The organism is Streptomyces sp. NPDC054840, from assembly GCF_053611065.1.
Window position 1 is genome coordinate 1 of record NZ_JBSGZP010000192.1, and the last position, 11270, is coordinate 11270.

Genomic DNA, 11270 nt, shown 5'->3' on the forward strand with positions numbered 1-11270 from the left:
CCCGGCGGGCGGCCCGGACGGCTCCCCCGATGGCGGCCCGGCGGGCCCCGGCTCCTGCGGCGGTGTCACTCCTTGCACGTCTGCGGGCTGGTCGGTCGTCTCTTCACTGGCTGCCACGCCGCCAAGTCTGTCCCACCGGAGCCTCGGACGGCGAAGCCGCCGGCCGACAGCGCCCGCCGCGCTCGCCGAGGGCGCCGCGTCAGCGCAGCGACGCCGGCACGTCCATGGCCGAACACACCGCGCGCCACACGTCCTTGGCCTCCCAGCCCGCGTCCAGCGCCTGGTGCACGGTCCGCCCGCCCAGCTCCGTCATGACGTGGTCCCGCGCGAAGGAGTCGGCGTAGCCCGCGCCGAAGTACTCCGCCATCCGTTCCCAGAAAATCGTCAACCGCATGCCCCCAGTATCCCGCCCCGGGAGAGTGCACCGCCCGCGTTCGGCCCTCCTCGCCGCACCACCGCGTCCTAGGTTGCACGCATGCCCGGAGACGAAGCTTCCTCGCAGACCCCGCAACCCCCACAGACCCCACAGACCCCGCAGACGCCCCGGCCCTCAGAGGCCCCGCTGGCCCGCGCCGAGGGGTTCATCTGGCTCACGGCCCGCGTGCTGGAGCAGCGGCGGTTCGCGTTCCACTTCCTCGGCGCGGACGCCGACCCGGTGGACACGGCCCTCGGCTCGTATCTCAACACGGACGGAGGCTACGGTCACGCCCTCGATCCGGATCTTCGCGGTCCGCTCAGCCAGCCCCTGCACACCGCGCACGCGCTGCGCGTGCTCGACAGCCTGGGCCGCTGCGCCGGCCAGCGCATCGAGCGGCTCTGCCGCCACCTGACCGGAGTCTCCACCGTGGACGGCGCCCTTCCGGTGGTCTTCCCGGCCCCCCGCCACTATCCCGCGGCCCCCTACCACCCGATGCACGACGACCCGCCGGGCGAGCTGCTGACCACGGGCCCGGTCGTCGGCGTACTGCACCGCAACCGGGTCTGGCACGCCTGGCTCTTCCGGGCCACGGACTTCTGCTGGGACCGGGTCGAGAACCTGCACCACTCGCATCCGTACGAGGTCCAGAGCGCGGTGGCCTTCCTCGACGGCATCCCCGACCGGGCGCGCGCGGCGGCGGCCGCGGACCGGCTCGGCCGGCTGGTGCGCGAGCAGCGGCTCGTGGTGCTCGATCCGGTACGGCGGGCGGAGTACCCGGAGGCCCCCGGCTACGCGCCGGGCGAGCGGCTGTATCCGCACGACTACGCGAAGAGGCCGGAGTCGCTGGCCCGCGGCTGGTTCACCGACGCGGAGGTGCGCCGCTCGCTGGACTTCCTGGCCTCCGAGCAGCAGCCGGACGGCGGCTGGCCGGTGCGCCGGCGGGCCTGGGCGCCGGGGAGCGCGCTGGAGCGGCGGCCGATCGCCACCCTGGAGGCCCTGCTCACCCTACGGGCGTACGGGCGCCTGCCCGCCCCGGTCAGCCACCCAGGGCCCGTACCCCCGCCGTGACGACGACGGCGGCCGCGACCACGACCAGGAACGGGGCGCGCAGCACCAGCGCCAGCCCGGCGGCCGCGAGTCCGGCGGCACGGGCGTCGACGACGAGCGCGGACCCGGTGCTGAAGGTCTGCTGGGCGGTGAGCGCGGCGAGCAGGGCGACCGGAAGCAGCGCGGCCAGGCGGCGCACGAGCGGCCGTTCCAGGGCCCCGGCGGGAACGAGCAGCCCGGCGAGCTTGACGGCGTAGCAGCCGACGAAGGTGAGGCCGATGGCGATCCAGACGTTCACGGACGGCGTCCCTTCATCCACAGCACCACGGGGGCGGCCAGGGCCGCGATCAGCACGGGCACACCGGCGGGCAGTACGGGCAGGAAGCCGAGCCCGAGGACGAGCGCGAGGGCGGCGACCGCCCGCTCGGTGGAGGTCTTCAGCATGGGTGCCAGCAGGGCCAGGAACACGGCGGGTCCGGCGGCGTCCAGCCCCCAGGCCCTGGTGTCGCCGATGGCCTCGGCGCCGAGCGCGCCGAGCAGAGTGGTGAGGTTCCACAGCGCGTAGAGGGTGAGCCCGGTGACGGTGAAGCCGAGCCGGGCCGACTTCCGGTCGGGCTGGGCCAGCGCGACGGCGGTGGTCTCGTCGATCACCCAGTGCGCGGCGAGCGGCCGCACGGGGCGGGGCAGCTCGAGCAGCTGCGACAGCCGCAGACCGTAGAAGGCGTTGCGAGTCCCGAGGAAGAAGGCTCCGGCGGCGGCGGTGAAGGGGTTCCCGCCCGCCGCGAGCGCCCCGACCAGGGCGAACTGCGAGGCCCCGGTGAAGACGAGCAGGCTGAGCACACAGGCCTGGAGCGTGCTGATGCCGGCCCCGGCCGCGGTCACCCCGAACGCGAACCCGGACAGCCCGACGGCCACCCCGACCCCGAGTGCGTCGCGCACGACGGCGGCCCGCGGCCGTCCCTCGACGACCCCGCCGGGGGTCTCCTGCATCACTGCTTGATGTTCTCCCACGTCCCGAAACTACGCGGGACGTGGCGGGCGGGTCTTGTACGTTCTTGCGCGCACGATCTTCACCCCGTGCGGCGCGGCGGCTCGCCGAGCAGCGCGGTCGGTCCCCGCTCGACGGCTGCGAGCAGTCCGGCCGCGAGAACGGTCAGGGGCTGCTCGCAGGGGTGGCCGAAGGGGTCTCAGCTGTGCGTCGCGCGGTGCCGGCACTCCCCCGAGCATGGCGGAGCCTAACCGGCCCGCTCCCGCCGGTACGCGCCCGGCGGCACCCCCACGATGCGGGTGAAGTGCCGGTTCAGGTGCGGCTGGTCGGTGAAGCCCACGGTGACGGCCGCCTCCGCGGGCGCCGTTCCCGCGTCGAGGAGGCGGCGCGCCTGCCGGACGCGGGCGTCGGTCAGCCAGGTGTGCGGCGGCATCCCGTACCGCTCACGGAAGGCCCGCAGCAGGGCGAAGGGGCTCGTACCGAGCTCCGCGGCGAGCTGCACCAGCGACGGCGGGTCGGCCATCCGCTCCTGCAGTACGGCCCGGGCCGCCGCCGCGTCGGCGCCGCCCGCGCCCCGGACCGCACGGGCGGGCAGCGGTCCGGCGTGCCGGGTCAGCATCCGCGCCACCACGCCGCGCAGCAGGGTGTCGGCGGCCAGCGCGTTCCCGGCCTCGGCGGCCCGGTGGACCTCGGTGATGGCCTGTGAGCCCCGCGCGTCGGAGATCAGGTCGTCGGTGAAGCCGGGGGTGCCGCGCAGGGTGCCGATCTCCTCGGCCACTTCGGTGATCAGCTCGCGCGAGGGATAGAGGGTGGCGTACGCCCAGCCCTCGGGCACCCCTGCGCGCGCGCTGTGCGGCACCTCGGGATTGATCAGGACCACGCTGCCCGGCCCGGCGCGCAGCACGTGGCCGGGGAGCCCGATCTCCTCGATGCCTCCGGTGACCGCCGCGATGACGTACCCGTCGTGCGCGTGGCGCGGGAAGGTGTGGCGTACGTAGTGGGCGCGCAGCAGGTCCAGCCCGGGCAGTTCCGCGAACTGCCAGTGCCGTGCCCACTCCCGGCCGCCCCCGGAGCCCCCGTCCGTCCCCATCCCTCCATTCTGCGCCCCACCCGCGTCGCGCGTTTGCCCAGGTCCGGCCCGTTGTCAGTGCCCGGGTGCACGATGGGGGCATGGCAGGTGCTGCGCTCGACTCGTTCTCCCCCGCGACCCGCTCGTGGTTCACGGGGGCCTTCGTCACGCCCACCACCGCGCAGGAGGGAGCGTGGCGGGCGATCGGGGAGGGCTCGGACGTGCTGGTGGTCGCCCCCACCGGCTCCGGCAAGACCCTGGCCGCGTTCCTCGCGGCCCTCGACCGGCTCGCTTCGACCCCGCCGCCCGCCGAGTCGAAGAAGCGCTGCCGCGTGCTGTACGTCTCGCCCCTGAAGGCGCTGGCCGTCGACGTGGAACGCAACTTGCGCAGCCCGCTGACCGGGATCCGCCAGGAGTCGGTCCGTCTGGGCCTGCCCGAGCCGGACATCCGGGTGGGGATCCGCTCCGGTGACACCCCGCCCGCCGAGCGGCGGGCGCTGGCCACCCGCCCGCCGGACATCCTCATCACCACGCCCGAGTCGCTGTTCCTGATGCTGACCTCGGCGGCCCGGGAGGCCCTGGCCGGGATCGAGACGGTGATCCTGGACGAGGTGCACGCGGTCGCCGGGACCAAGCGCGGCGCGCATCTCGCCCTCTCCCTGGAGCGGCTGGACGAGCTGTTGCCACGCCCGGCGCGCCGGATCGGGCTGTCGGCGACGGTCCGGCCGGTGGACGAGGTGGCCCGGTACCTGGCTCCGCGCGGCAAGGTGGAGATCGTCCAGCCGCCGTCAACCAAGGAGTTCGACCTGTCGGTGGTCGTCCCGGTGCAGGACATGGGCGAGTTGGGCGGCTCCCCGGCGACCGAGGGCAAGGAGGGCGGGGACAAGCCGTCGATCTGGCCACATGTGGAGGAGCGCATCGCCGACCTGGTGCAGGCGCACCGCTCGACGATCGTGTTCGCCAACTCCCGCCGACTCGCCGAGCGGCTGTGCAACCGGCTCAACGAGATCGCGTACGAGCGCGCCGTGGGCGAGAAGCTGCCGGAGGGGACGCCTCCGGCCGAGATCATGGCCCAGTCGGGCGCCGCCCTGGGCGCCCCGCCGCTGCTGGCCCGCGCGCACCACGGCTCGGTGTCCAAGGAGCAGCGGGCCCTGGTGGAGGAGGACCTGAAGGCGGGCCGGCTGCCCGCCGTGGTCGCCACCTCCAGCCTGGAGCTGGGCATCGACATGGGCGCGGTGGACCTGGTGGTCCAGGTGGAGTCCCCGCCGTCGGTGGCCTCCGGGCTGCAGCGGGTGGGCCGGGCCGGGCACCAGGTGGGCGCGGTCTCCACCGGGGTGGTGTTCCCCAAGTACCGCGGCGACCTGGTGCAGGCGGCGGTGGTCACCGAGCGCATGCGCACGGGGGCGATCGAGTCGCTGCGGGTGCCCTCCAACCCCCTCGACGTACTGGCGCAGCAACTGGTCGCGATGGTCGCGATGGACACCTGGCAGCTGGACGACCTGCTCGCTCTGGTGCGGCGGGCGGCGCCCTTCGCGGCGCTGCCGGAGTCGGCGTTCACGGCGGTGCTGGACATGCTGGCCGGGCGCTATCCGTCGGACGCGTTCGCCGAGCTCAGGCCGCGGGTGGTCTGGGACCGGGTGGCGGGGACGGTCACGGGCCGGCCGGGTGCCCAGCGCCTCGCGGTCACCTCGGGCGGCACGATCCCCGACCGAGGTCTCTTCGGTGTCTTCCTCGCGGGTTCCGACCCCAAGAAGGGCGGCGGCCGGGTCGGTGAGCTCGACGAGGAGATGGTCTACGAGTCCCGTGTCGGGGACGTCTTCACCCTGGGCACCACCTCGTGGCGGATCGAGGACATCACCCGCGACCGGGTCCTGGTCACCCCCGCCCCCGGAGTGCCGGGCAGGCTGCCGTTCTGGAAGGGCGACCAGCTCGGCCGGCCCCTCGAACTGGGGCGCGCGGTCGGCGCGTTCCTCCGCGAGCTCGGCGGCCTGAGCGACGAGGACGCCCGGCTGCGGCTGGTGGCGGCCGGCCTGGACGCCTGGGCCGCCGAGAACGTGCTGGCGTACCTCGCCGAACAGCGCGAGGCGTGCGGCCACGTCCCCGACGACCGGACCATCGTGGTCGAGCGGTTCCGCGACGAACTGGGCGACTGGCGCGTCGTGGTCCACTCCCCCTTCGGTGCGCAGGTGCACGCCCCGTGGGCGCTGGCGCTGGGCGCCCGCCTCGCCGAGAAGTACGGCATGGACGCGCAGGTGATGCACGCCGACGACGGGATCGTGCTCCGGCTCCCCGATGCGGACCTGCTGTCGATGGATCTCCTGGACCACGACCCGGCCGCTCCGCACGGGTTCGAGTTCGACGACGAGAAGGCCCCGCTGGGCGCGGCCGATGTCGCCTTCGACCGCGGTGACATCAACCAGATCGTCACCGACCAGGTCGGCGGATCCGCGCTGTTCGCCTCCCGCTTCCGCGAGTGCGCGGCCCGCGCCCTGCTGCTGCCGCGCCGCAGCCCCGGCCGGCGCACCCCGCTGTGGCAGCAGCGCCAGCGCGCCTCCCAGCTGCTGCAGGTGGCCTCGGAGTTCGGCTCCTTCCCGATCGTGCTGGAGGCCGTACGGGAGTGCCTCCAGGACGTCTTCGACGTGCCCGGCCTGACCGAGCTGATGGGGGACATCGAGGCGCGCCGCGTGCGGCTGGTCGAGGTCACCACCCCGGAGCCCTCCCCCTTCGCCCGTTCCCTCCTCTTCGGGTACGTGGCCCAGTTCCTCTACGAGGGCGACTCGCCCCTGGCGGAGCGCAGGGCGGCAGCGCTGTCGCTGGACTCCCGGCTGCTGGCCGAGCTGCTCGGCCAGGCGGAACTGCGCGAGCTCCTCGACGCGCAGGTGCTGGAGGAGCTGGAGCGGGAGCTCCAGTGGCTCACCGAGGACCGGCAGGCCAAGGATCCCGAGTCGGTGGCCGACCTGCTGCGCATGCTGGGCCCGCTGACGCGGGACCAGCTGACCGGGCGTGGGGCGGATCCGGCCTGGGCGCAGGAGCTGGTCGCGGCCCGCCGTGCCATCCCGGTCAGGATCGGCGGCGCGGACCACTGGGCGGCGATCGAGGACGCGGGGCGGCTGCGGGACGCGCTGGGCACGGCGCTGCCCGTCGGCGTCCCGGAGGCGTTCACCGAGCCGGTCAAGGACCCGCTCGGGGACCTGCTCGCCCGGTACGCCCGCACCCACGGGCCCTTCACCACGGCCACCGTCGCCGCCCGCTTCGGCCTGGGCGCGGCGGTGACGGAGGGCGCCCTGCACCGGCTGGCCGCCGCCGGCCGGGTGGTGCAGGGCGAGTTCCACCCGGCGGGCATCGGCCAGGAGTGGTGCGACGCGACGGTGCTGCGCAGGCTCCGCCGCCGCTCGCTCGCCGCGCTCCGACAGGAGCTGGAACCGGTCCCGCCGACCTCGTTGGCCACCTTCCTCCCCCAGTGGCAGCACCTGGGCGGAGCCCTGCGTGGCCTCGACGGGCTGGCCCGGGCGGTGGAACAGCTCCAGGGCGCCCCGGTCCCGGCCTCCGCACTGGAACGCCTGATCCTCCCGTCGCGGGTCAGCGGGTACACCCCCGGCCTGCTGGACGAACTGACCACCGCGGGCGAGGTGGTCTGGGCGGGGGCCGGCGCCCTCCCGGGCAAGGACGGCTGGGTCTCGCTCTACCTGGCGGAGGCGGCCCCGATGCTGCTGCCCCCGCCGCACCCGCTGGAACAGAGCCCCCTGCACCAGGCGGTCCTGGCGGCGCTGGCGGGCGGGTACGGCCTGTTCTTCCGGCAGATCGCGCAGTCGATCCGGGCCGAGTTCCCCGAGGTGTCGGACGTCGCGCTCTCCGAGGCGGTGTGGGACCTGGCCTGGTCGGGCCGGCTCACCAACGACACCCTGGCTCCGTTGCGCTCACTGCTGGGTTCGGGCCGCACGGCGGGCTCGACGGCCCACCGGGCGCGGCGCACCGTGCCCCGCGGCCGGTACGGCACGCTTCAAGCGACCGTGTCCCGTACCGGACCGCCCCCCGTCTCCGGCCGCTGGTCCCTGCTGCCGGCCGCGGCCCCCGATCCGACGCACCGGGCCCATGCCCTGGCCCGCACCCTGCTGGACCGCCATGGGGTCGTGACGCGCGGGGCGGTCGCCGCGGAAGGGGTGGAGGGCGGCTTCAGCGCGGTCTACCGCGTGCTGTCGGCCTTCGAGGACAGCGGCCAGGCCCGTCGGGGCTATGTGGTGGAGGGGCTGGGGGCGGCCCAGTTCGCGATGGACGGCGCGGTGGACCGGCTCCGGGCCGCCGAGCGGACCCCGCCCCCGCTGGCGGCGGTGGTGCTGGCGGCCGCCGACCCGGCGAACGCGTACGGCGCGGCTCTGCCCTGGCCCGAGCCCCCGGCCGGGGCCACCCACAAGCCGGGCCGCAAGGCGGGCTCCCTGGTGGTCCTGGTGGACGGGGAGCTCACCCTGTATCTGGAGCGCGGCGGCAAGACCCTGCTGGCCTGGCCCGCCCCGGACGATCCGCGGCTCGCGGCGGCCACGGCCGCCTTGGCGGCCGGCTCCCGCGCGGGCACGCTCCCGGCCCTCACGGTGGAGCGGATCAACGCGGAGGCGGCACTGACCTCCCCGCTGGGGGCAGCACTGGAGTCGGCCGGTTTCCACGCCACTCCGAGAGGTTTGCGCCTGCGTTCCTGACGACCGCGAACGGTCTCGACTGTTCCGCTCACGTCCTGGACATGTCACAGAACTGTTTCCGGGCACGCCTGAGCTGGCAGCCGCACTTATTCATCCCTTATCAAGATGATCACAGGCATTGCATCGGCGATGCACAGTCATGGGGGAGTAGAAGAGTGAGCACCATCAGCATGCGTACCACCACCCTCGGCGCGGTCAGCCTGGCTGTCGCGGGAACCCTGGCCCTGACGGGCTGCAAGAACGGCAACGAGGAGCTGCCCCCGGCGCAGCCGAGCACCTCGGCCGGCGCCCCGTCCGCCTCGGCCGACGCCCCGTCCTCTGCGGCCAGCCCCGGCGCCACCGCCCCCACCACCGGCGGGAGCGAGGCCCCCGCCGGGGCGAACGGCACGGCGAAGTCCGGCCAGACCTTCAAGATCGGCGAAGCCGCCGAGGTCCCGTTCAGCTACGGGAGCAACAAGGGCGGCCAGATCGCCCTCACGGTCACCGCCATCGAGCAGGGCAACCCCGCCGACCTGGACGCGCTCAAGCTCGGCGACAAGGTGAAGGGGATGATCCCGTACTACATCCGCTACTCGGTCAAGAACACCGGCACCACGGACCTGTCGTTCTCGTCCGTGACCCAGGTCAAGGGCCTGCTCGGGGACGGCACCGAGGCACAGCGCCTGTCGATCATAGGCGAGTTCGAGAAGTGCCCGAACGAGTCGCTGCCGAAGGGCTTCACCAACGGCCGGACGCAGACCAGCTGCGCGGTGGCCCTCGCCCCGTCGGCCCAGACGAAGGTCGCCGCGGCCGAGTACTGGGGCAACCCGTACAACTACCCGAACAAGGGTCTCGTCTGGAAGTGATGAGCGGCCCCTCCGGCCCCTCCGGCTTCTCCGGCCCATTCGGCCCCTCCGGCCCCTCGGCCCCCTCCTGACCCGAAGTGCCCCTGCGGCTGCACCCCGCCGCAGGGGCTCCGGCCGTTGGGCCCGGACCTCCCGGAACCCGACCACCGAGCCCACGGACCTCCACGGACCTCCCAGGAACACAGCCCGCCGTGCCGCGGACCTCCGCCCGGCCCACGGACGTCCCGGCCCCGGGCCCCCGCAGGCCGCGGCGGGCGACAATGGCCCCATGCCCGAAGGCGACAGCATCCGGCGCGCGGCGACCCGGCTCCACGCGGCCCTCGCAGGCCGCGTGCTCACCCGCAGCGACCTGCGGGTGCCCCGCTTCGCCACCGCCGACCTCACCGGCCGCGTCACCCTCGACGTCACCCCGCGCGGCAAACACCTCCTCACCCGCTTCGAGGGCGGCCTCACCCTGCACAGCCACCTCCGGATGGACGGTGCCTGGCACGTCTTCGCCTCCGGCGAGAAGTGGCGCGGCGGCCCCGCCCACGAGATCAGGGCCGTCCTCGGCACGGCCGACCGCACCGCCGTCGGCTACCGCCTCCCCGTCCTGGAGCTGATCCGCACCACGGAGGAGGACCGCGCCGTGGGTCACCTCGGCCCCGACCTCCTCGGCCCGGACTGGGACCCGGCGCTCGCCGCCGCCCATCTCCTCGCCGCCCCCGAGCGGGCCCTCGGCGAGGCCCTGCTCGATCAGCGCAACCTCGCCGGGATCGGCAACATCTACAAGGCCGAGCTCTGCTTCCTCGCCGGGGTCACCCCGTGGACCCCGGTCGGCGCACTCCCGGAGTCGGACCTCCCCCGGCTGGCCGCCGCAGCCCACCGGCTGCTGTCCGCGAACACCGGCGAGCGGCCGGGCCCGCGCAACACGACCGGCAGCCGCCGCCCGGGCCAGGACCTCTTCGTCTACGGCCGCACGCACCGCCCGTGCCTGCGCTGCGGCACCCCGGTCCGCGAGGCCCCCCAGGACGGCCGCCCCACCTACTGGTGCCCCCGCTGCCAGCAAGGTCCGACCCCGTAGCGAGCAGGACGAAGGCGACAGGACGCACCCCCGCACACCGATTGACGGGTCGTCAGATACGGTCGTACGGTCCCGCCATGCCCACACCCACAGACCCGTACGGCCTCGTCGGCCGCACCGCCCTGATCACCGGCGCCGCCAGCGGCATAGGCCGCGCCACCGCCGTCCTGCTCGCTGAGGCGGGCGCGCACGTGCACTGCGCGGACCGCGACGAGCAGGGCCTGGCCGAGACGGCCGCCCTCGTCGCCAAGGCCGGCGGCGCAGCCACCGTCCACCCCCTCGACGTCACCGACCGGGCCGCGCTCCGGGCGGCCGTCACCGCGGCGGGCCCGCTCGACATCACGGCCGCCATCGCCGGCGTCATGCACACGAGCCGGGTCCTGGAGACGTCCGACGCCGACCTCGACCGGATCCTGGACATCAATTTCAAAGGGGTTCTGCGCACCTGCCAGGAGGCCGCCCGTTCCATGATCGCGGCGGGCCGCCCCGGCTCCATCGTCACCATGGCCTCCGGGGCCGTGGACGCCGCCCAGCCCGGCTTGCTCTGCTACAGCGCCGCCAAGGCCGCCGTCGTCCAGCTGACCAAGACCCTCGCCACCGAGGCCGGCCCGCACGGCATACGGGTCAACGCCGTCGCCCCGGGCTGGATCCGCACCCCCATGACCGGCCGCCACGGCCCCGAGGTCCAGGAGCGGACCGAGGCGGCCATGGTCCGCATGTCCCCGCTGCGCCGGGTCGGCGAACCCGAGGACATCGCCCGGGCGGTGCTGTACCTGGCCTCGGAGGCCTCGTCCTTCATGACAGGTCAGATTCTTCGCCCGAACGGTGGGGTGTCCATGCCCTGGTAGCCCCGCCGACCGCCCGCAGCGCGTTCCGCCGCGCCTTCCGCACCGGGCCGGGCACACAGTGCACCGGCAGCAGCCCCAGCCCCCAGCCGCCCACCGCCACCGCGCCCTCCACGGCCCCGGACTCCGCGGGCGCCAGCACCAGCCGCAGCACGGCCCACCACCACAGCGCCCCCACCGTCAACGCGAGGACCGACACCGCGGGTATGCGCAGCAACCGCCGCACGACTGCCTCCCAGGGACCGGAACCCGGACCGCCCCATCGTCCCGCACCCTTCGCGCCCCCGCACCCAGAACGGCCGGG

10 protein-coding genes are annotated in these 11270 nt (G+C 74.7%); 5 read left to right on the plus strand and 5 right to left on the minus strand.

What is annotated here, in order from left to right; translation table 11 throughout:
* Positions 1–199 precede the first annotated feature (199 nt).
* Positions 200–394, minus strand: coding sequence for a DUF3046 domain-containing protein (locus tag ACWGIU_RS16115; protein WP_453706260.1), 195 nt, complete (start codon positions 392–394; stop codon positions 200–202).
* A gap of 81 nt (positions 395–475) precedes the next feature.
* Here ACWGIU_RS16115 and ACWGIU_RS16120 point away from each other — a divergent pair, with 81 nt between their 5' ends.
* Positions 476–1486, plus strand: coding sequence for a hypothetical protein (locus ACWGIU_RS16120; protein WP_453706262.1), 1011 nt, complete (start codon positions 476–478; stop codon positions 1484–1486).
* Here ACWGIU_RS16120 and ACWGIU_RS16125 read toward each other — a convergent pair.
* The 3 genes from ACWGIU_RS16125 to ACWGIU_RS16135 form a co-directional block, all read right to left on the minus strand.
* Positions 1455–1763: an AzlD domain-containing protein gene (locus ACWGIU_RS16125; RefSeq protein ID WP_453706264.1), complete on the minus strand. Its 309-nt coding sequence runs from the start codon at positions 1761–1763 to the stop codon at positions 1455–1457. The two genes, ACWGIU_RS16120 and ACWGIU_RS16125, sit on opposite strands and share 32 nt — an antisense overlap.
* A complete protein-coding gene (locus ACWGIU_RS16130; RefSeq protein WP_453706278.1) occupies positions 1760–2455 on the minus strand; it encodes an AzlC family ABC transporter permease in 696 nt (231 codons plus the stop codon). The genes ACWGIU_RS16125 and ACWGIU_RS16130 overlap by 4 nt, the downstream gene beginning before the upstream one ends.
* Positions 2456–2700: 245 nt before the next feature.
* On the minus strand, positions 2701–3543 hold the full coding sequence (locus ACWGIU_RS16135; protein WP_453706266.1) for an AraC family transcriptional regulator: 843 nt from the start codon (positions 3541–3543) through the stop codon (positions 2701–2703).
* Between the two features lie 80 nt (positions 3544–3623).
* Here ACWGIU_RS16135 and ACWGIU_RS16140 point away from each other — a divergent pair, with 80 nt between their 5' ends.
* The 4 genes from ACWGIU_RS16140 (at position 3624) to ACWGIU_RS16155 (ending at position 10969) form a co-directional block, all read left to right on the plus strand.
* Positions 3624–8213 carry an ATP-dependent helicase gene (locus ACWGIU_RS16140; protein ID WP_453706268.1) on the plus strand — a complete coding sequence of 1530 codons (4590 nt, stop codon included), beginning with the start codon at positions 3624–3626 and terminating at the stop codon, positions 8211–8213.
* Between the two features lie 155 nt (positions 8214–8368).
* The gene (locus ACWGIU_RS16145; protein WP_453706270.1) at positions 8369–9058 is read left to right on the plus strand and encodes a hypothetical protein; all 690 of its coding nucleotides are present in this window, start codon (positions 8369–8371) and stop codon (positions 9056–9058) included.
* A gap of 268 nt (positions 9059–9326) precedes the next feature.
* Positions 9327–10121: an Fpg/Nei family DNA glycosylase gene (locus ACWGIU_RS16150; RefSeq protein ID WP_453706272.1), complete on the plus strand. Its 795-nt coding sequence runs from the start codon at positions 9327–9329 to the stop codon at positions 10119–10121.
* Positions 10122–10198: 77 nt separating this feature from the next.
* Entirely contained in the window at positions 10199–10969 is a 771-nt protein-coding gene (locus tag ACWGIU_RS16155) for an SDR family NAD(P)-dependent oxidoreductase (RefSeq protein WP_453706274.1), read from the plus strand.
* Here ACWGIU_RS16155 and ACWGIU_RS16160 read toward each other — a convergent pair.
* Positions 10917–11270, minus strand: a 354-nt coding sequence (locus ACWGIU_RS16160) for a hypothetical protein (RefSeq protein WP_453706276.1), incomplete at its 5' end; no start/stop codon positions are given. The two genes, ACWGIU_RS16155 and ACWGIU_RS16160, sit on opposite strands and share 53 nt — an antisense overlap.

Coding starts and splice junctions, on each gene's coding strand:
- ACWGIU_RS16150 (WP_453706272.1), top strand. CDS start 9,327: ATGCCCGAAGGCGACAGCATCCGGCGCGCGGCGACCCGGCTCCACGCG.
- ACWGIU_RS16115 (WP_453706260.1), bottom strand. CDS start 394: ATGCGGTTGACGATTTTCTGGGAACGGATGGCGGAGTACTTCGGCGCG.
- ACWGIU_RS16135 (WP_453706266.1), bottom strand. CDS start 3,543: ATGGGGACGGACGGGGGCTCCGGGGGCGGCCGGGAGTGGGCACGGCAC.
- ACWGIU_RS16155 (WP_453706274.1), top strand. CDS start 10,199: ATGCCCACACCCACAGACCCGTACGGCCTCGTCGGCCGCACCGCCCTG.
- ACWGIU_RS16130 (WP_453706278.1), bottom strand. CDS start 2,455: ATGCAGGAGACCCCCGGCGGGGTCGTCGAGGGACGGCCGCGGGCCGCC.
- ACWGIU_RS16140 (WP_453706268.1), top strand. CDS start 3,624: ATGGCAGGTGCTGCGCTCGACTCGTTCTCCCCCGCGACCCGCTCGTGG.
- ACWGIU_RS16120 (WP_453706262.1), top strand. CDS start 476: ATGCCCGGAGACGAAGCTTCCTCGCAGACCCCGCAACCCCCACAGACC.